This is a genomic window from Micromonospora sp. CPCC 206060 (genome assembly GCF_036906895.1).
GTDB lineage: Bacteria > Actinomycetota > Actinomycetes > Mycobacteriales > Micromonosporaceae > Micromonospora.
Map to the genome: position 1 here is coordinate 1 of NZ_JBAKHU010000067.1, position 18,676 is coordinate 18,676.

Annotated in this window: 18 protein-coding genes and 1 pseudogene; 3 read left to right on the forward strand and 16 right to left on the reverse strand. The window is 71.3% G+C overall.

From position 1 onward, the window contains the following. Positions 1–108 precede the first annotated feature (108 nt). Positions 109–1,299: an aminotransferase class V-fold PLP-dependent enzyme gene (locus V6U90_RS27210; protein ID WP_334442470.1), complete on the forward strand. Its 1,191-nt coding sequence runs from the start codon at positions 109–111 to the stop codon at positions 1,297–1,299. Positions 1,300–1,453: 154 nt separating this feature from the next. Here V6U90_RS27210 and V6U90_RS27215 read toward each other — a convergent pair. The 13 genes and pseudogenes from V6U90_RS27215 to proS all read right to left on the reverse strand — a co-directional run. Continuing rightward, positions 1,454–1,894: pseudogene (locus V6U90_RS27215) on the reverse strand (murein hydrolase activator EnvC family protein); the annotation flags it as partial. Between the two features lie 292 nt (positions 1,895–2,186). After that, a complete protein-coding gene (locus tag V6U90_RS27220; RefSeq protein WP_011905215.1) occupies positions 2,187–2,510 on the reverse strand; it encodes a DUF2469 domain-containing protein in 324 nt (107 codons plus the stop codon). Beyond that, a complete protein-coding gene (locus V6U90_RS27225) occupies positions 2,507–3,319 on the reverse strand; it encodes a ribonuclease HII (RefSeq protein WP_334442522.1) in 813 nt (270 codons plus the stop codon). Before V6U90_RS27225 ends, V6U90_RS27220 begins: the two co-directional genes overlap by 4 nt. Then, positions 3,313–3,780, reverse strand: a complete 468-nt coding sequence (locus V6U90_RS27230; RefSeq protein ID WP_334442525.1) for an NUDIX hydrolase — start codon at positions 3,778–3,780, stop codon at positions 3,313–3,315. The genes V6U90_RS27225 and V6U90_RS27230 overlap by 7 nt, the downstream gene beginning before the upstream one ends. 65 nt (positions 3,781–3,845) lie before the next feature. Further along, on the reverse strand, positions 3,846–4,487 hold the full coding sequence (gene lepB, locus V6U90_RS27235) for a signal peptidase I (protein WP_334442528.1): 642 nt from the start codon (positions 4,485–4,487) through the stop codon (positions 3,846–3,848). Then, positions 4,484–5,368, reverse strand: coding sequence for a signal peptidase I (gene lepB, locus V6U90_RS27240; protein ID WP_334442531.1), 885 nt, complete (start codon positions 5,366–5,368; stop codon positions 4,484–4,486). Before lepB (V6U90_RS27240) ends, lepB (V6U90_RS27235) begins: the two co-directional genes overlap by 4 nt. Positions 5,369–5,443: 75 nt before the next feature. Beyond that, a complete protein-coding gene (gene rplS / locus V6U90_RS27245) occupies positions 5,444–5,800 on the reverse strand; it encodes a 50S ribosomal protein L19 (protein ID WP_334442534.1) in 357 nt (118 codons plus the stop codon). Between the two features lie 136 nt (positions 5,801–5,936). Next, positions 5,937–6,719, reverse strand: a complete 783-nt coding sequence (gene trmD, locus V6U90_RS27250; RefSeq protein ID WP_334442538.1) for a tRNA (guanosine(37)-N1)-methyltransferase TrmD — start codon at positions 6,717–6,719, stop codon at positions 5,937–5,939. 118 nt (positions 6,720–6,837) lie between these two features. Beyond that, a complete protein-coding gene (gene rimM, locus V6U90_RS27255) occupies positions 6,838–7,401 on the reverse strand; it encodes a ribosome maturation factor RimM (protein WP_334442541.1) in 564 nt (187 codons plus the stop codon). Next, positions 7,401–7,661, reverse strand: coding sequence for an RNA-binding protein (locus V6U90_RS27260; protein ID WP_208813175.1), 261 nt, complete (start codon positions 7,659–7,661; stop codon positions 7,401–7,403). Before V6U90_RS27260 ends, rimM begins: the two co-directional genes overlap by 1 nt. Next, the gene (gene rpsP / locus V6U90_RS27265) at positions 7,636–8,088 is read right to left on the reverse strand and encodes a 30S ribosomal protein S16 (RefSeq protein ID WP_334442544.1); all 453 of its coding nucleotides are present in this window, start codon (positions 8,086–8,088) and stop codon (positions 7,636–7,638) included. The genes V6U90_RS27260 and rpsP overlap by 26 nt, the downstream gene beginning before the upstream one ends. 347 nt (positions 8,089–8,435) lie before the next feature. Next, positions 8,436–9,086 carry a DUF402 domain-containing protein gene (locus V6U90_RS27270; protein WP_334442547.1) on the reverse strand — a complete coding sequence of 217 codons (651 nt, stop codon included), beginning with the start codon at positions 9,084–9,086 and terminating at the stop codon, positions 8,436–8,438. A 64-nt stretch (positions 9,087–9,150) separates the two neighbouring features. Then, entirely contained in the window at positions 9,151–10,557 is a 1,407-nt protein-coding gene (proS, locus tag V6U90_RS27275) for a proline--tRNA ligase (RefSeq protein WP_334442550.1), read from the reverse strand. 219 nt (positions 10,558–10,776) lie between these two features. Here proS and V6U90_RS27280 point away from each other — a divergent pair, with 219 nt between their 5' ends. Beyond that, positions 10,777–11,388 carry a TetR family transcriptional regulator gene (locus V6U90_RS27280; protein ID WP_334442553.1) on the forward strand — a complete coding sequence of 204 codons (612 nt, stop codon included), beginning with the start codon at positions 10,777–10,779 and terminating at the stop codon, positions 11,386–11,388. Between the two features lie 80 nt (positions 11,389–11,468). On the opposite strand, the gene V6U90_RS27285 is transcribed toward V6U90_RS27280, so the two are convergent. Further along, complete coding sequence (locus tag V6U90_RS27285) at positions 11,469–12,548, reverse strand: amidohydrolase family protein (protein ID WP_334442556.1); 1,080 nt, start codon at positions 12,546–12,548, stop codon at positions 11,469–11,471. A gap of 252 nt (positions 12,549–12,800) precedes the next feature. Here V6U90_RS27285 and V6U90_RS27290 point away from each other — a divergent pair, with 252 nt between their 5' ends. After that, positions 12,801–16,346 (forward strand): S8 family serine peptidase, encoded by a 3,546-nt coding sequence (locus V6U90_RS27290; protein WP_334442558.1) that lies wholly within the window; start codon positions 12,801–12,803, stop codon positions 16,344–16,346. Positions 16,347–16,466: 120 nt separating this feature from the next. On the opposite strand, the gene ffh is transcribed toward V6U90_RS27290, so the two are convergent. Both ffh and V6U90_RS27300 read right to left on the reverse strand, forming a co-directional pair. Next, positions 16,467–18,026, reverse strand: coding sequence for a signal recognition particle protein (gene ffh / locus V6U90_RS27295; protein WP_334442560.1), 1,560 nt, complete (start codon positions 18,024–18,026; stop codon positions 16,467–16,469). Between the two features lie 190 nt (positions 18,027–18,216). Further along, positions 18,217–18,621 (reverse strand): AAA family ATPase, encoded by a 405-nt coding sequence (locus V6U90_RS27300; protein ID WP_334442563.1) that lies wholly within the window; start codon positions 18,619–18,621, stop codon positions 18,217–18,219. Positions 18,622–18,676 lie beyond the last annotated feature (55 nt).

An 18,676-nucleotide genomic window follows, 5' to 3' on the forward strand; every position in this document is an offset into this window, starting at 1 on the left:
TACCGACCGGCGGGGCGTCGCGCTCCGCACGCCCGGTGGCCTGCTGGTCGGGCCGGACAACGGACTGCTGCTCCGGCACGGGGACCAGCGGGCCGATACGATCGGCCGGTGACCGCCTCCGCGCCGCGTCCACCCGACCCGATCCCCGGCGCCCGGCTGCTCTTCTCGCTCGACCCGGCGGTCAGTCATCTCAACCACGGGGCGTACGGCGCGATGCCGATCGTGGTGCAGCGGGCCCAGCAGCGGTTCCGCGACGAGGTCGAGGCCAACCCGATGCGGTTCTTCCGGGCCGATCTGGCCGAGCGGATCGCGCACACCCGACGGCACCTGGCCACTTTCCTCGGCGCCGACCCGGAGGGCACCGCGCTGGTCCCGAACGCCACCGGTGGTGCGGCGATCGTGCTCCGCTCGCTCGGCCTGCGCCCCGGCGACGAGGTGCTCACCACCGACCACGGGTACGGCGCGGTCGGGTTGGCGGTGCAGCGGGAGTGCCGGCTCACCGGGGCGACCGCCCGGACCCTGGCCGTGCCGTTGCGGGCCACCGACGAGGAGATCGTCGGGATCATCCGCGCCGGGCTTCGGCCGGGCCGGACCCGGCTGCTCATCGTCGACCAGCTCAGCTCCCCCACCGCCCGGCTCTTCCCGACCGCCGCCATCGTCGCCGTCGCCCGGGAGCACGGCGTGCCGGTACTGGTCGACGCCGCCCACGCACCCGGCATGCTGGCCACCCCGGTGGACGCGATCGGCGCCGACTTCTGGGTCGGCAACCTGCACAAATGGGCGTACACGCCACGGGGCACCGCCGTACTGGCGGTCGGCCCGGCGTGGCGGGACCGGATCGAGCCGCTGATCGTGTCCTGGCAGCAGGAGCGTGGCTTCCCGCTACGGGTCGAGTGGCAGGCCACCCAGGACTACACGGGGTGGCTGGCCGCTCCGGTCGGTCTGCACACCCTGCGCACCCTCGGCCTGGAGCGGGTACGCGCGCACAACTCCGCGCTGGCCGCGTACGGTCAGTGGGTGGTGGCCGAGGCGCTCGGCCTGGCACCCGCCGACCTGCCCAAGCCCGGCGGGCCGGGGGTGTCGATGCGGCTCATCCCCCTGCCATCGGGTGTGGCGACCACGGCCGACGCAGCCACCGCCCTGCAACGCCTGATCTCCGACCGGCTCGCGGCCGAGGTGTCGGTGGCCGGCTGGCAGGGCCGGGGCTGGCTGCGGCTCTGTGGGCAGGTCTACAACTCCGCCGACGAGTACGACCGGCTCGCTGGCCGGCTGCCCGCGCTGCTGGCCGCAGCGGGCTGACCGGACGGGCTGACCAGGCCCCCATCGACGACGGGTTGACCGGCGGCCCGTCAACCGGCAGCAGGCGGACCCGACCGAGCCCGAGCAGACCCAGGGGATCGAGATACTCCGCGCCCCGCCGCAGCCCCCAGTGCAGGCAGGCGGCTGTCGGACAGCCGGGGTGCCCGGATAGCAGCATCCCGATCGGCTGGCCTGCGGTGACCGGGACACCGGCGGACACCAGGGGTTGCACCGGCTCGTACGTGGTCCGCAGCCCCGCCTGGTGCGAGATGCTCAGCACGGGTCGGCCGGCGACCGGGCCGGCGAAGAGCACCGTCCCGGCTCCGGCGGCACGGACGACCGCTCCCGGTGGCGCCGCGAGGTCCACCCCCCGATGGCCGGGCAACCACGGTCGGGGTGGGGGCGCGAACCGACGGACGGGTCGGGGTACGCCGTCCACCGGCCAACGGAACGCGGCGGCGCGGGCCGCCGGTAGGGCCGCCACGTGGTCCGGTGCGGCGGCGATGGCGGGCGGAGGCAGGGTGGACAGCAGGGTCGACACGGTGAGCAGCAGCGGCGCGTAGACGGGTGCCCGACGGGCGGGGAGGCTCCACATGCGCCGGAGCGTCGCTGGTCGGGCCTTCCCCGGACAACCACGGGAGGGACCGGCTGTGGAAAACCGGGCGCCTGTGGAAAATGCCCGGTAAGAGAGTTGATCTGTTATGGATCCAGCGGGACGTTCAGGGCAGAACCCGGAGCCCTTCGGGGCAGACCGGCAAACCGGCAGAGCGACAGACCAGCAGAGCAACAGACCAGCGCGCTTCAGCGACCGGAGCCACCTGTGGGGGAACGGTGGACCGAGGGCGCGGCCGGTCGCGGGAACGGGCCGCTCCGCGCCGGCTGGGGAATCAGCTACCGAAGCCGGAATCTGCCGGTAGCGAGATATCGGGCTTCTCCAACTCTTCCACGTTGACGTCCTTGAACGTCATTACCCGCACATTCTTCACGAAGCGGGCGGGGCGGTACATGTCCCACACCCAGGCGTCGTGCATCTCCACCTCGAAGTAGACCTCGCCGTCCGAGTTACGCACGTGCAGGTCCACCTGGTTGGCCAGGTAGAACCGGCGCTCGGTCTCCACCACGTAGGAGAATTGACGGACAATGTCGCGGTACTCCCGGTAGAGCTGGAGCTCCATCTCGGTCTCGTACTTTTCGAGGTCTTCCGCGCTCATCGCACTCCGCCTTCCATGCCCACATCTTCCCCCACCAGCGCCGGCGGTCGAGCCTGCTCGCCCAACGCCACGCCGACGGTACCCCCTACCGGCTCTACCCGCTGAATCGGCTCACGTCCACCGATCCCCACCGGGCGTCGGGCCCGGGGTGGCCGCCCCTCCCGGCCGGAGACCGCCGCCACGTTGGCGTACGAGAACCGGTGCTCCGGGCACGGGCCGTGCTCCCGCAACGCCGAGGTGTGGTCGGCGGTGATGTACCCCTTGTGCTCGGCGAACCCGTAACCCGGGAACCGTCCGTCCAGTTCGACCATCAGCCGGTCCCGGGTGACCTTGGCCAGCACACTCGCCGCCGCCACGCACGCGGCCACCTGGTCGCCCTTCCACACCGCGAGCCCGGGGACGTCCAGCCCGTCGACGCCGAACCCGTCGGTGAGCACGTACTCGGGACGGGTGGCCAGGGAGGCCAGTGCCCGACGCATCGCGGCCAGGTTCGACACGTGCAGCCCCCGGGCGTCGACCTCCACCGCCGGTACCACCACCACCGCGTACGCCAGGGCACGCTCGCACACCGCCTGGTAGACCCGCTCGCGGGCAGCCGGGGTGAGCAGCTTCGAGTCGACCAGCTCGGCTACCTCCCCGCGCCGCCCCTCGGGCAGGATCGCGGCAGCGGCGACCAGTGGACCCGCGCACGCGCCCCGGCCCGCCTCGTCGGCGCCGGCCACGTGCCGGAAGCCCCGCCGTTGCAGGGCCCGTTCCAACGCGTAGAGCCCACCTTCACGACGCACGATGGTGCGTGGCGGTGTCAGCACGGGCTCTCCTCTCCCGACACCCGGTGCAGCAGCTCCGGCAGTTCCGCCGGGTAGTAGCGGTCGGACGTCGATGACAACTCGTCGATCGGCCACCAGCGGTGACCATGGATGCTGGCCTGCTCCACCGCGTCGAACCCGGCGGTGTCCACCACCCAGCCCGTCACCCGGAGCAGGAAGAACTCCTGCTCCTGGCGGTAGTGCACGCCGCCGAAGGAGAACTCGGTGACCTCCCGCCAGACCGGCTCGCCCAGGTCGCCGGCAGCAACCCGCAGGCCGGTCTCCTCGGCCAGTTCCCGGGCCGCCCCGACGGCGGAGTCCTCACCCGGATCCAGGCCCCCGCCCGGGGTGAACCAGTACCGGTGGTCGGGACGGGCCGGGTCGGATCCGGCGAAGAGCAGCACCCGCCCCGCAGCGTCGACGAGCAGGACCCGTGCCGCACGTCGAGGGGTGTGGACCGTCACCGGTCCAGACTAGGAGACGCCGGCCGGGCAGCCCACGCCGAGCCGGTGGTCACGATGGGCGCCGGTCACCGCTGCGGTTCGGGAATCTTGTCGAACTGCTCGGGTACGGAGAGCACGGTGGCCCGGCCGACCGGCCAGAAGATGGTGAACGCCCGGCCCACCACGTCGTCGACCGGGATGGTCGCCTCGTTGATGTCCTGCTCCGAGGAGCGCCAATGCTCCAGCGAGTCGCCGGACGCCGAGCGGTGGTCACCCATCACCCAGAGCCGCCCCGGCGGCACGGTGATGTCGAACGCCTCCTTGGCCGGCTGGTCACGCTGGCCGTTCTCGGAGAAGAGGTACGGCTCGTCCAGCGGCTGCCCGTTGATCACGATCCGGCCCTCCTGGTCGCAGCAGACCACGTGGTCGCCGGGGACCCCGATCACCCGCTTGATGAAGTCCTCCCCCTCGGGGTTGTGACTCCACTCGATCGGCGCCTTGAAGACGACGATCTCGCCGCGTTCCGGTTCCCGGAAGTCGTAGACCAGCTTGTTGACGAGCACCCGGTCCCAGATGTTGAGGGTGTGCTCCATCGACGGGGACGGAATGTAGAAGGTCTGCAGCACGAAGGCGCGGACCAGCCACGCCACCAGGATCGCCACCCCGATGAGGATCGGCAGTTCCCGCCAGAATGAACTGCGGGGTTTGTCGGTCTGCTCGTCAATCACGAGTGGAGCCTACGTCGCCGGAGCACGTGCGTCCGCCCGGAACGCGCGAGAGCGCCCAGGGCCACCGTTACCGGGACAACCACGGCGATACCTCCCGAAGGGTCGGATCGGAGCGGGGACACACCGGGCGCCGGCGCGGCGACCGGCGTGGGGACGGTGGCGAAGGTTTCCGGTACGGGCAGCGACGCCCACCGGGCGGACGGCCACACGATCACGAAGGCCCGGCCGATGACGTTGTCGATCGGTACCGGCCCCTGGCACCGGGCGTCCTGTGAGACGAGCCGGTGATCGCCCATCACGAAGAGCTGCCCCGGTGGTACGACCACCTCCTCGAACCGGCGGGACCGGCACTCCCGGCCGTTCGGCGGGATCTCCAACGGCGAGTCGCGCAGCACGTACGTCTCGTTCAGTGGGGTGCCGTTGACGGTGACCCGCCCCTGGTCGTCGCAGCAGGCCACCCGGTCACCGGGTACCCCGACGACCCGCTTGATGAAGTCCTTCTCACCGGGGCGGCTCACCCCGACCAGGTCGCCGACGGTCCGGCCGAGCTTGGCGAGGAATGACTGGTCCGGTTCCTCGTCGAGCTGCGGTGCCCAACCGTCGGTCCCCCGGAACACGACGACCTCACCGCGCACCGGGTCGCGTACGTCGTAGACGACCTTGTTGACCAGGACCCGGTCACCGATCAGGAGGGTGTCCTCCATGGACCCGGACGGGATGAAGAACGCCTGGAGCAGGAAGGTACGGATCAGGATCGCGAGGCAGAAGGCGACGATCAGCAGCAGCGGCAGCTCCTGCCAGAGCGGCATCTGGCGACGGGTGCGCCGGGTCCGGCGACGCCATGGATCGACGTCACCCTCCTCATCCACCGAATGCACCAAGCCGCTCCCCCGGTCCCGGAATACGACACTACCGCCCGGGGACCGGTGTGGCCCCACGAGCGGTAGTCGGGTCGTCTAGCTCGGCTGCTTCTCGCGCTTCTCCTTGATCTTGGCCTTCTTGCCGCGCAGCTCACGCAGGTAGTAGAGCTTGGCCCGACGGACGTCACCACGGGTGACGACCTCGATCCGGTCGATGGCCGGGCTGTTCAGCGGGTAGGTCCGCTCGACACCCACACCGAAGCTGACCTTCCGGACCGAGAAGGTCTCCCGCAGACCGTCACCCTGACGGCGGATGACGACGCCCTGGAAGATCTGCACACGGGACCGGTTGCCCTCGACCACCCGCGCGTGCACCTTGACGGTGTCACCGGCGCGGAAGGTGGGGATGTCGACCCGCTTGGACTGGGCGTCAAGAACGTCCAGGATGTTCATCGTTCAACCTCGTGAGGTCACGGCGTACCGGTGGTCGGCACGCGGATGGGTGATTCTGATCCCCGGGTGGTGATCTACCGATCCCGGTCGGGGATCCTCGCACCCACTCGCGGCGCGAGGGAGTGCGGCAACCCCTCTACTTTGCCATATCGGCCGACGGCACCGGGAACCCGGCCTCCCCGAGGGCAGCCACATCCCGTTTGTCCAGGCTGTCCGGCGACAGGGCGGCGATCATGTCAGGCCGGCGGGCGGCGGTACGGCGCAGCGACTCGTCCCGTCGCCAGCGGGCGATCCGTCCGTGGTCACCGGAGCGGAGCACCGCCGGCACCTCGTGCCCCCGCCAGACGGGCGGCTTGGTGTAGACCGGGGCCTCCAGCAGTCCGTGGGCGTGCGACTCCTCGTCCAGCGAGCCGGCGTTACCGAGCACGCCGGGCAGCAGCCGGGTGACCGCCTCCATGATGACCAGGACCGCCACCTCGCCACCGAAGAGCACGTAGTCGCCGAGGGAGACCTCGGTGACCGGCATCCGGGTCGCGGCGTGGTCGAGGACCCGCTGGTCGATGCCCTCGTACCGGCCGCAGGCAAAGATCAGGTGCGGCTCGGCGGCCAACTCGTGGGCCAGCGCCTGGGAGAACCGGACCCCGGTCGGGGTCGGCACCAGCAGCCGGGGCGGACGCCGGTCACCGGGCGTCGGGGGCGCCAACGCGTCGAGCGCCTCGCCCCACGGCTCCGGGCGCATCACCATTCCGGGGCCGCCGCCGTACGGGGTGTCGTCGACCGTGCGGTGCACGTCGTACGTCCAGGTCCGCAGGTCGTGCACGGTGAGGTTGAGCAGGCCGCCGGCCCGGGCCTTCCCGATCAGGGAGAGGTCGAGCGGGGCGAAGTACTCCGGGAAGATCGAGACGATGTCGACGCGCATGCCATCCTCCTGACGAATCGCGCTCCAGCGGACCGATGGACCCGCTTCGCCGGATGACAGTCGGGCATCGACCCGGGCGGCCGTACCGCCGCCCGGACGACCGGGCCGGCGGTGCGTTTCACAGGTCGAGCAGGCCGCCGGGCGGGTCGACCACGACCCGACCATTGGCGAGATCCACCTCGGGGACGATCGCCTTGACGAACGGGATCAGCGCGGTCCGCCCCTCGGGGCGGCGCAGCACCAGCAGATCCGACGCCGGCGCATGATCGATCCGGGCCACCTCGCCCAGCCGCTCCCCGCTCGGGGTCACCACCGCGAGGCCGACGAGCTGGTGGTCGTGGAACTCCTCCGGGTCCTCCGGGGGCGCCACGTCCGCGCTGTCCACCCAGAGCAGGGTGTTGCGCAGCGCCTCGGCGACATCGCGGTCCAGGATGTCCTCGAAGACCACCAGCAACCGGCCCTGGTGCCAGCGGATCGACTCGACGGTCAGCTCGGCTGGTACCTGGAACAGCTCACCGGAAACGGGTTGCCCGCCGGAGGCGGGTGAGGGCCTCGCCCCCGGCTCGGTGCGCAGCACTGAACCGGGGGCGAACCGCGCTTCGGGCTCATCGGTCCGCACCTCCACGGTGACCTCACCGCGGATACCGTGCGGCTTACCGATCCTGCCGACGATCAGGAGCATCAGTACGAGTCGACGATGTCGACGCGGATCCCGCGCCCGCCGATGGAGCCGACCACCTGGCGCAGCGCCTTGGCGGTCCGCCCGGACCGCCCGATCACCGTGCCCAGGTCCTCGGGGTGCACCCGCACCTCGAGTCGCTTGCCCCGACGGGAGTCGACCAGCCGGACCCGGACGTCATCCGGGTGGTCGACGATGCCCTTGACCAGGTGCTCCAGCGCTGGCCGGAGTGCCATGTCAGGCCTGCTCACCGGAGTCGGCAGCAGCCTGCTCGGCGGGAGCCTCGGCCTTGGCCGGCTCCTCAACCTTGGCGGCCTTCTTGGCCGGCCTGGCCGGGGTGTCCGCCACGCCGGCGGCGGCCTTCGCCTCGGCCTCGTACGCCGCCTTGCGGTCGGCGCGCTCCGGCGCGACCTTCAGCGGCTCGGGGGCGGGCAGGCCCTTGAACTTCTGCCAGTCACCGGTCTTCTCCAGCAGGCGCTGGACCGCCTCGCTCGGCTGTGCGCCGACGGACAGCCAGTACTGGACCCGGTCCGACTTGACCTGGATCACCGAAGGGTCTTCCTTCGGCTGGTAGACCCCGACGAACTCGATCGCCCGACCGTCACGCTTGGTGCGCGAGTCGGCGATGACGATGCGGTACTGCGGGTTGCGGATCTTACCCATCCGCAGGAGCCGGATCTTTACGGCCACAGTGTGTTCGCTCCTGTTGCGATTCTCACCGGCCCGGACGGGCGGTGGGCGGGTGAGCGCCGACCAGCGCAGTGGGGTTTGCGCCGGAGACTGCTCGGTGGACTGACGACGTGCCCGGGTTAGAGGGCGCCGGTCACGTGTCGGATACCAGCGACCCATTCTGCCAGACGCGACCCGGACGTCGCGCACCGGACCGGCCGGTACCGCCCGGCGGACCGTACGGTGACCTCGGTCACCTGCCGCAGCGGACCGGAGGCACGTACCCGCCGGACCGGTGCACACACCCGGCGGACCGGAGGCACGCACTCGCCGGTCCGGTGCACACACCCGGCGGAGCGGTGTGCGGCTCAGCGGACCGGGGGCCGGTCCCAGCCCTCCGGCAGCACCGTGGGCGGCGTCCAGGACGGGTCGGGTCGGAAGTCGCACCAGGTGCCGTCGAACGGGAAGTCGCCGGCCTCGATCAGCTTGACCACCCGCTCGCCCTCGGCCCGCACCGCCGTCGGGTCGGGCACCCAGTAGTGGTCGGGGAAGGCGAGGCGCTCGACGAACTCGTCCTCGTCCTTCCAGGCCCAGCTCCGGTCCGGGCGGGCCACCACGTCCAGGTCCTGGTCGACCACGTCGACCCCGGCCACCGCACCGTCGTCCCAGCGGACGCCCGGCTCCTCCAGGTTGACGTACCAGTTGGCGAAGCGCCCGGTGGCCGGGTCGCGGAACCACCAGACCGAGTGCGCGGCGCCGGCCGGCAGGAACATCAGCAGGTCGGCGCCGTGCCAGGGGACCACCCGCAACCGGTATGACCGGGTGACCCACTCGGCGAACGGCATCATCCGCATGCCCCGGCCGTCGTCGGCCACCTCGTCCACCACCGGCGTGTGCCGGGCGAGCCAGAGCAGCAGGCCCCGGTCATCGTCGCTGACCACCCGGGCCGGGCGGGCCCAGCCGATCCGGCCCCGCCGGACGTTGCGGTACAGAATCAGCCGGCCAGGTTCGAAGCGCACCGTCACCCCCGCGTTAACAGGGGCCCCTTCCTATACCGAAAACGATAGGAAGGGGCCCTTCCTATCAGTACGAGCGGGCGAGGATGGCGACCAGTTCTGGCTCGTCCTCGCTGTCCGGCACGGAACCGTCCGCGCGCAGCAGGCAGCGGACCGTCACGCCCTGACCGTTCGCCTCGGCCTCGCCCTGCGCACCGACCGCCGACCAGGGCACCCGGGCCCAGCCGGTGGCAGCGGCGGCGATCGCGTCGGCCAGCGTGGTCACCTCGGTGGTCCGGGACTGCCGGAGGTGCAGCGCCTCGTCGTGCAGGGCCTGCTGGTCGGCTTCCAGCGCGGCGAGCACCGCGCCCACCACGTCGGTCACCGGCACCGGGGTCTTGGAGCCGTCGGTCCGCCGGACCAGCACCGCGTGGCCGGCGGCCAGGTCCCGCGGGCCGACCTCGACGCGTACCGGGTAGCCCTTGAGCTCGGCGTCGACGGCCCGGCGGCCGAACGGGGTGTCGGTCCGGTCGTCGAAGCCCACCCGCACCCCGGCGTCCCGCAGCGCGTCGCGCAGCTTGGCCGCCGCCTCGCCCACGCCGTCGCCGGCCTTGACCACCATCACGTGCGCCTGGATGGGCGCGATCCGGGGCGGAACCCGCAGCCCGTTGTCGTCACCGTGGCTCATGATCAGCCCGCCGAGCATCCGGGTCGAGGTGCCCCAGGAGGTGGTCCAGGCGTGTTCCATGGTGCGCTCGGCCGAGGTGTAGGTGATGTCGAACGCCTTGGCGAAGTTCTGCCCCAGCTCGTGGCTGGTACCCATCTGGAGCGCCTTGCCGTCGCCCATCATGCCTTCGCAGGTGTAGGTGGCGGTGGCCCCGGCGAACCGCTCGCGGGCGGTCTTGAGCCCGACCACGACCGGGATGCCGAGCACCCCGACCATGAAGTCCTCGTACACCTCGTGCAGGATGCGCCGGGCGTAGGCCCGCGCGTCGGCGGCGGTGGCGTGCGCGGTGTGTCCCTCCTGCCAGAGGAACTCGCTGGTCCGCAGGAAGATCCGGGGGCGCAGTTCCCAGCGGACCACGTTGGCCCACTGGTTGAGCAGCAGCGGCAGGTCGCGGTAGGAGTCGACCCACTTGGCCATGAACTCGCCGATGACCGTCTCGCTGGTCGGCCGGACCACGACCGGCTCGGCGAGCTGCTTGCCACCACCGTGGGTGACCACGGCCAGCTCCGGGGAGAAGCCCTCGACGTGCTCGGCCTCACGCTTGAGGTAGCTCTCCGGGATGAAGAGCGGGAAGTACGCGTTCTCCGCGCCGGCCGCCTTGATCCGGGCGTCCATCTCGGCCTGCATCCGTTCCCAGATGGCGTAGCCGGCCGGTCGGATGACCATGGTCCCCCGCACCGGGCCGTTGTCGGCGAGCTGCGCCTTGGCGATCAGGTCCTGGTACCAGCGGGGAAAATCCTCCGCACGGGGAGTGAGCACGCGTGCCATGACCGCACATCCTATTCGCCACCTGGCGGGTCCCCGCGCGCGGACCGGCATACCCGCACCGGTGGCCCCGCGCGTCCCGGCCGGCAGCCCCGCGCGTCCGGCCGGTGCCACCGTCCGGTCGGGTGTCTCGGTGTCCGGCTCCGGGCCGCCGGCCACCGTAGACTTTTACCACTATGAGTGAGTTACGGCAGGCACGATGAGCGAGTTACGGCAGGCACGATGAGCGAGTTGCGGCAGACCGGGCGGCAGCGGCTGCGGGACGGAATCGTCGACGCGGCCCGGGAGCAGACGGTCGCCATCGGCTGGGACAGCGTCCGGATGGGTGCCGTGGCGCGCCTGGCCGGGGTCAGCCGGCAGACGGTCTACAACGAGTTCGGCAGCAAGTCCGGGTTGGCCGAGGCGCTGGCGCAACGCGAGGTCGACCGGTTCGTCACCGCGGTCCGGGAGACCCTGCGGGCGCACGGCGGCGACGTGCCGGGCGCGGCGTACGCGGCGATCGCGCACACCCTGACCGAGGCGGCCGGCAACCCGCTGATCAAGGCGATCCTGACCAGCGCCCGGGGTGGTTCGGACGCGCTGCTGCCGTACCTGACCACCCGGTCCGAGCTGGTGCTGACCGAGGCGACCGGTGCGCTGCTCGCCTGGGCGGCCGAGCGCCTTCCGCCGACCGATCCGATCCGGGCCGCCTTCGCGGCGGACGCGGTGGTCCGGTTGGTGGTCAGTCACATCGTGCTGCCGGTGGCGCCGATCGAGCAGACCGCCCGGCTCCTCGCCGAGCTGGCCGGGCAGCTCTTCGCCTCCGCCACCGTCCCCGCCCCCGACCGGGGTTGATCATGAAGTGGTTGTTTCGCCGCCCGGCGTGTCGCGGCAACAACTTCATGATCAACCCGTGAGGCCAGGGGCGGGGTGGATCAGCGGACGATCCGGCCGCGCAGCACGATCCGGCTGGGCGCCCGGACCACCCGCAGGTCGGCGCGCGGGTCGCTGTCGTAGACCACCAGGTCGGCCGGGCCGCCCTCGACCAGACCGGCGAAGCCCAGCCACTGCCGACCCTGCCAGGAGGCGGCGGCGAGAACGTCCACCGGGGACATCCCGGCCCGCTCGTGCAGCAGCAGCATCTCCTCGGCGGCCAGCCCGTGGTTGATGCCACCGCCGGCGTCCGTGCCGACGTAGACCGGCACCCCCGCCTCGTACGCCGCCCGGACCACGTCGGGGAAACCGTCCCGTAGGGCGAGCATGTGCTTGGCGTACCCCGGGAACCGCTCCCGGGCCCGGTCGGCGATGTCGCCGAAGGTGGCAATGTTGATCATGGTGGGGACCAGGGCGGTGCCCCGCCGGGCCATCTCGTCGATCAGGTCGAGACTGAGCCCGGTACCGTGCTCGACCGAGTCGACGCCGGCCCGCACCATGATCTCCACGGCCGACTCGGAGAAGGTGTGCACCGCGGCGCGTACCCCGGCGGCGTGCGCGGCCTCGACGGCGGCTGCCATGGTCGCCGGGTCCCAGGCCGGCGCCAGGTCCCCGGCGCCCCGGTCGATCCAGTCGCCGACCAGTTTCACCCAGCCGCTGCCGGCCCGGGCCTGCGCGGTGACCGCCGCCGTCACGTCGGGCGCCGCCACCTCCACGCCGATATCCCGCAGATAACGTCTCGGCGGAGCGACGTGCCGGCCCGCGCGGACCAGTCGCGGCACGTCCGGGTCGTCGTCCAGTTCCGGGTATGGGAAGGGCGAACCGGCATCCCGGATGGCCAGCACCCCGGCGTCCCGGTCGGCGGCGGCCAGCCCCCGGGCCTCGTCGAGCGAGCGGACCGGGGCGCCGCCCGGGGCGATCCCGATGTGGCAGTGCGCGTCGACCAGGCCGGGTAGGACGAAGCCCCGGTCGGCGATCGTCTCCGCGCCGGGCACCGGCTCGAAGGTGACCCGGTCCCCGACCAGGTAGATGTCGCGTACCTCGTCGTCGGGCAGGACTGCTCCGCGAACGTGCCAGGCCATCGGTCCTCCGTCGTCTCACCCGGTCGGTGCGTGGGGGTCATTGTCGCCGGCCACCCCGACGACCCGCCGACGAACCCCTAATCCCGGGGACAGCCAGGAAAGGCGATTGACAAATTTATTTATTTCCATAGGTCTTGATGCAGGGAACCTTCAGGCGGCACGATTCTCCGATCGTCCGAGTACGCCTCGGACTTTCGTAGCCTCGCCTCACCACAAAGGAGTGTCGAGTTAGTGTCACCAAAGCGATGGCGTATGGCAGTAGCCGGCCTGGCGGTCGGTATCGCCCTGCCGATCGGTATCGGCGGTAACCCCGCCGCAGCGGCCAGCCCTGAACAGACCGAGGCGAAGGCCGTGGCCAACAAGACGGACCGGAAGGTCACCGACCGGCTCGCCCGGGACGGCAAGACCAGCTTCTGGGTCTTCCTCGACAGCAAGGCCGACCTGGCCGGCGCGAAGAAACTCCACCGCAAGGCCGACAAGGCCGCCCACGTCTACCGTGCCAAGACCGAGCACGCCAACCGCAGCCAGGCCGGGCTACGCGCCCTGCTGAACAAGCGCGGGGCCGAGTTCACCCCGTTCTGGCTGGCCAACACCATCAAGGTGACCGGTGACGCCGACCTGCTCGGTGAGATCGCAGTCCGCGCCGAGGTCTCCGAGATCCTCGCCGACGACCCGGTCGACATCCCCGAGCCGCTCCCCGGCGACGTCGTCCCAGCTCTCGACGGCATCGAGTGGAACATCGACCGGATCAGCGCCCCCCGGGTCTGGAACGACCTCGGCGTCCGGGGCGAGGGCATCGTCATCGCCAACATCGACACCGGTGTCAACTTCCAGCACCCGGCGGTCAACGCCAGCTACCGGGGCCGGAAGGCGGACGGCAGCTACGACCACAACTACAGCTGGTACGACCCCTCGGGAGCCTGCGGCTCCGCCGCCCCCTGTGACAACAACGACCACGGTACCCACACCATGGGCACCATGGTCGGCCTGGACGGCGCCAACGTCATCGGGGTGGCCCCGAACGCGACCTGGATCGCCGCCAAGGGCTGCGAGTCCAGCTCCTGCTCCCGGACCTCGCTGATGGCCTCCGGCCAGTGGATGGTCGCCCCCACCGACCTGACCGGCGCCAACCCGCGCCCGGACCTCGCCCCGGACATCGTGAACAACTCCTGGGGCTCCAGCACCTACGACCCGTGGTACACCGAGATCGTCTCGTCCTGGGTGGCCGCCGGCATCTTCCCGGCGTTCTCCAACGGCAACAGCGGGCCGAACTGCAACACCTCGGGCAGCCCCGGCTCGTACACCATCAGCTACAGCTCCGGCGCGTTCGACATCAACAACGCCATCGCCAGCTTCTCCAGCCGGGGTACCGGCGAGAACGGCGACATCAAGCCGAACATCGCCGCCCCGGGCGCAAACGTGCGCTCCTCCACCCGGACCGGGTACGGCTCGTTCAGCGGCACCTCGATGGCCTCCCCGCACACCGCCGCCGTGGTGGCGCTGATGTGGTCGGCCTCCCCCGCCATCCAGGGTGACATCGCCGCGACCAAGGCGATCCTGGACGACACCGCGATCGACGTGGACGCGCTCACCTGCGGCGGCACCGTGGACGACAACAACGTCTTCGGTGAGGGCCGGCTGGACGCGTACGCCGCCGTCAACGCCACCCCCCGGGGTGCGCTCGGTGCCCTCGGCGGTCAGGTCACCTCGGGCGGCGCCCCGCTCGCCGGTGCCGCCGTCACCGTCACCGGCCCGATGAGCCGTACCGCCACCACCGCCGCCGACGGCTCGTACGCCTTCGACCGGCTGATGGTCGGCGACTACACCATCTCGGTGAGCAAGTTCGGCTACCGCACCGCCACCGGCTCGGCCACCATCGCCGAGAACCAGACCGTCGACGTCGACATCACCGTCGAGCAGGCCCCCTCGGCCGTCCTCAGCGGCACGGTGAGCACCTCGGCCGGACCGGCCGGGGGCGCGAAGGTGACCGTGCTCGGCACCCCGCTCAGCACGATCGCCGACGCGGCGGGCCACTACAGCGTGACCGTGCCGCAGGGCGGGTACGACATCCGCTTCGAGCACGCCTACCGGTGTGCCGACGCGGTCAGCCGGGCGGCCACGGTGAGCGCCGACACCGTCCTGGACGTCACCCTGCCGGACCGGGTGGACGGCTTCGGCTACGCCTGCGGCGCGGCCGGTGGCTCCTTCACCGCCGGAACCGAACTGGTGGCCCTGACCGGCGACGACCGGACCACCCCGGTCACCCTGCCGTTCCGGGTACCGCTCTACGGCAAGTCGTACCGGGACGCCTGGATCAGCACCAACGGTGTGCTCGGCTTCGGCACCGCCTCGACCAGCCGGGCCAACACCGTGTTGCCGGCCACCGGTACCCCCAACCTGGCGCTGTACCCGTTCTGGGACGACCTGTACGTCGAGGCCGACTCGGGCATCTACACCACGGTCACCGGCGTGAAGCCGCACCGCACCTTCACGGTGGAATGGCGGAACGTCGCGATCTTCGCCGACCGGTCGCAGCGGATCACCTTCAGCGCGGCGATCAGTGAGGACGGCGCGATCACCTACCGGTACGCCGACATCGACGGCACCGGTGCGGAGACCGGTACCGGCGCCTCCATCGGCCTGGAGAACGTCAACGGCAGCGTCGGGTTCGAGTACTCGTACAACAGCTCGGCGATCGCCGACGGCACGGCACTCGCGTTCCGGTCCACCCGGACCGGCGTGCTCGCCGGTGTGCTCACCGACGCCAACGACGGGCAGCCGGTGGTCGGTGCCACGGTGACCGCCCAGATCGGCGACGCCACCGTCACCGAGACCACCGACGCCGAGGGGGCGTACCTCGTGCAGGCCCCGGCCGGCGCGGTCGCGCTCGGCATGGCCAAGGAGCACTACGAGCCGGCCTCGGCCACGGTCACCCTGACGGCCGGCGGCGCGGACGTCCGCGCCGCAGCGCTGCGCACCGCCCGGGTCAGCACCCCGGTCAGCAGCCTCTCGGTGATCGCCCCGGCCGATCAGACCCGGTCCCGGGAAATCGGGCTGAGCAACACCGGCGCGCTCGGTGCCGACTTCACGGTCACCGAACTGAACGCCGCCGGGCAGCCGCAGGACATCGGCTGGCTGACCCTGACCGGGGCGGCCGGCACGCTGGCCACCGGCGGCCGGCACAGCGTCGGCGTGGCGGTCACCAGCACCGGGCTCACCGCCGGCACCTTCCACCAGGCCAAGCTCCAGATCGCCTCGAACAGCGGCCGGCGTCCGGTGATCACCGTCCCGGTCACCCTGGTGGTGCCGAGCTACACCCTGGCCATCGACGCCGGCGCGACCGCCGGTCGGGCCGACGTCGAGGGGCAGACCTGGTCGCCGGACCAGGCGTGGACCGCCGGTGGGGCCGGTTGGCTGGGTACCTCCAGCCGGCAGTCGACCAGCACCACGATCACCGGTACCAACGACCCGGCCCGCTTCGCCGACCAGCGCGAGGGAATGTACGAGTACCGGGTCGACGGGCTGGCCGACGGTTACTACACCGTCGAGCTGGACTTCGCCGAGGTACGGTCGCAGGCCCCGAACAAGCGGCTCTTCGACGTACTGATCGAGGGGCAGGAGGTGCTGCCGTCGCTGGACGTCGCCAACGAGGTGGGCAGCTTCGCCGCGCTGACCAAGACGTACACCGTCCAGGTCGTCGACGGTCAGCTCAACGTGCGGTTCGTGACGCACAAGGGCTTCGGCAGGCCGATCATCAACGCGGTACGGGTGACCAACCGGCCGGACCTGGTGTCCTGACCTGACCCGCAGTGCGTAGTGGGGCCCGGCCGCTCAGGCCGGGCCCCACGTCGGCGCTACTACCTGCCGGCGCTACTACCTGCCGGCGCTACTACCTGCCGGCGCTACTACCTGCCGGCGCTACTTCTTGTCGTCGTCCCGGCGGGTCAGCTTGTTGAAGTCCAGCTTGGGCAGCTTGAAGCCCGGGGGCAGCCCCTGCCCACCGGCCAGCGCGTTCGGGTCCATGCCCGGCGGCAGCTGCGGCATGCCACCGGGGAAGCCGCCCGGCAGCCCTCCGGCCGGGGCGCCCGTACGGGGCCGACCGCCGCCCTTGGTGCCCTTGCGCTTGTTCTTCGGCGACTTGGTCGCCTTGCGCCGGCCGGCACCGGGCAGGCCCATCATGCCGCCCATCTGCTTCATCATCTTCTGCGCGTCGGTGAAGCGGTTGAGCAGCTGGTTGACGTCCATGACGGTGACCCCGGAGCCGGCGGCGATCCGGGCCCGGCGGGAACCGTTGATGATCTTCGGGTTGGTGCGCTCGCCCGGGGTCATCGACCGGATGATCGCGGTGACCCGGTCGAAGTGCTTGTCGTCCAGCTCGGCAAGCTGGTCCTTCATCTGCCCCATGCCGGGCATCATGGCCAGCACGTTCGCGATCGGGCCCATCCGCCGGACCGCGATCAGCTGGTCGAGGAAGTCCTCCAGGGTGAACTGCTCGCCGCCCATCAGCTTGGCGGTCATCTTCTCCTTCTGATCGGCGTCGAAGGCCGCCTCGGCCTGCTCGATCAGAGTGAGGACGTCGCCCATGCCGAGGATCCGGCTGGCCATCCGGTCGGGGTGGAAGACGTCGAAGTCCTCCAGCTTCTCGCCGGTGGAGGCGAAGAGGATCGGCTGGCCGGTGACCTGCCGGACGGAGAGGGCGGCACCACCCCGGGCGTCGCCGTCGAGCTTGGAGAGGACCACACCGGTGATCCCGACGCCGTCCCGGAACGCCTCGGCGGTACGGACCGCGTCCTGACCGACCATCGCGTCGATGACGAAGATGACCTCGTCCGGCTGGACCGCGTCCCGGATGTCGGCGGCCTGCTGCATCATCTCGGCGTCGATACCGAGTCGTCCGGCGGTGTCGACGACGACGATGTCCCGGGCCGCCCGGCGGGCGTGCTCGATCGACGCGCGGGCCACCTGCACGGGGTCGCCGACGCCGTTGCCGGGCTCCGGGGCGTACACCTCGACCCCGGCCCGGCCACCAAGCACCTGGAGCTGCCCGACGGCGTTGGGGCGCTGGAGGTCGGCGGCGACCAGCAGCGGCTGGTGGCCCTGGGCTTTGAGCCAGCGGGCCAGCTTGCCGGCCAGGGTGGTCTTACCGGAACCCTGAAGGCCGGCGAGCATGATCACGGTGGGCGGTTGCTTGGCGAACTGAAGCCGACGACCCTCGCCGCCGAGGACCGCGATCAGCTCCTCGTTGACGATCTTGACGATCTGCTGGGCCGGGTTCAGCGCCTGGGAGACCTCGACCCCACGCGCCCGCTCCTTGACGTTGGTGATGAAGCCCTTGACCACCGGCAGGGCGACATCAGCCTCCAGCAGCGCCAGGCGAATCTCGCGCGCGGTGGCGTCGATGTCGGCGTCGGTCAGCCGGCCCTTGCCACGGAGCTTGGTGAAGATGCCGGAAAGGCGGTCACTCAAGGTGTCAAACACGCGAACATCCCGTTTGTCAGGTTTCGGCGGTCACGATGCAACCGGCATGCCACGTCCGGCCACCGCTAGGGTAGCCGCCCGCCTCCGTCGCCGCCTCCGGCCACCGGCAGGCCGGCCGCCACACTCCCGCACCCGGTTTCGTTGATCATGAAGTTGTCGCCCTTCGCGTCGGCGTGTCGCCACAACAACTTCATGATCGGCGCTTGAGAACAGGCTGGGTCAGGCCCAGCGCCCGGTCCAGGTGGGCATGCCGCCAGTCGCGCGCCGCCGCCTCCACCCGGTCCGCGTCGATCCGGTCGCGCAGCACCGGCGCCGGCACCCGGAGCACCACCTGCCGCACCGCGAGGCCCCGGTCCCGCAGGCCGCCGAGGAGCGCGGCACGGTGGTCGGGCCGCAACACCGTCATCGGTACGACCACCGACCGGCCGCCCCGGGCCGCCAGCCACGCCAGGCGTACCGTCCAACGCCGCCAGGACGGCAGGTCCTGGTAGTCCCCGGTCGGTACCGGCCGTACCCGGCGCAGCACGGCGCAGCACGGCGCCAACCTGCTCGGGGTCGAACCGCCGGGCGCCGGGCAGCCGACGGCACAACTCACCCGCGATCGTGGTCTTGCCAGCGCCAAACGCCCCGTTCAGCCAGATGATCACTGC